The sequence below is a fragment of the Nonomuraea sp. 3N208 genome, assembly GCF_052245935.1.
Taxonomy (GTDB): Bacteria; Actinomycetota; Actinomycetes; order Streptosporangiales; family Streptosporangiaceae; genus Nonomuraea.
On the sequence record NZ_JBQQBR010000179.1, the window covers coordinates 1 to 858 of the forward strand.

The window sequence follows — 858 nt, forward strand, 5'->3', positions numbered from 1 at the left end:
TCGGTCACACCCAGGCGGCTGCCGGGGTGGCCGGTGTGATCAAGATGGTGATGGCGATGCGGCACGGGATGCTGCCGCAGACGTTGCACGTGGGTGAGCCGTCGCCGCACGTGGATTGGTCGGCGGGGGCGGTGGAGCTGCTGGCCGAGTCGCAGTCGTGGCCGGTGAACGGGCATGCGCGCCGGGCTGCGGTCTCGTCGTTCGGGATCAGCGGGACGAATGCGCATGTGGTGCTGGAGGAGGCTCCGGCGCAGGAGGAGGAGTCCGGACGGGCGCTTCCGGTGGTGCCGTGGCTGATCTCGGCTAAGACTCCTGGGGCGTTGCGGGCGCAGGCGTTGCGGCTGGCGTCGTGGGTCTCGGAGGAGACGTCGATCGTTGACGCCGCCTGGTCGTTGGCGGCCGGGCGTGGCGTGTTGGAGCAGCGGGCGGTCGTGGTCGGTGGCGATCATGAGGAGTTGGTGGCGGGTCTGCGGGCGCTGGCGGAGGGTGCGGAGGCTCCTGGGCTGGCTGTTGGTAGTGGTTCGGGTGGTCGGCTGGCGTTGTTGTTTGCTGGTCAGGGCAGTCAGCGGGTGGGTATGGGCCGGCAGCTTGCCGAGGCCTTCCCGGTGTTCGAGCGGGCGTTGCGGGACGTTTGTGAGCATTTGGATCCGTCGTTGCGGGAGGTGATGTTCACCGATCCGGATGGGGTGCTGGCTCAGACGGGGATGACGCAGCCGGCGTTGTTCGCTTTTGAGGTGGCGTTGTTCCGGTTGCTGGAGTCGTTCGGGGTGCGGGCTGATGTGCTGGTGGGGCATTCGATCGGGGAGATCGCCGCGGCGCATGTGGCCGGGGTGTTCTCTTTGGCTGATGCGTGCACGT

General features: G+C 68.2%; 1 protein-coding gene. It reads left to right on the forward strand.

Annotation, left to right across the window (positions count from 1 at the left end):
* Positions 1-44: 44 nt before the first annotated feature.
* Positions 45-858, forward strand: an 814-nt coding sequence (locus ACTWPT_RS60115) for an acyltransferase domain-containing protein (protein WP_443186499.1), incomplete at its 3' end; no start/stop codon positions are given.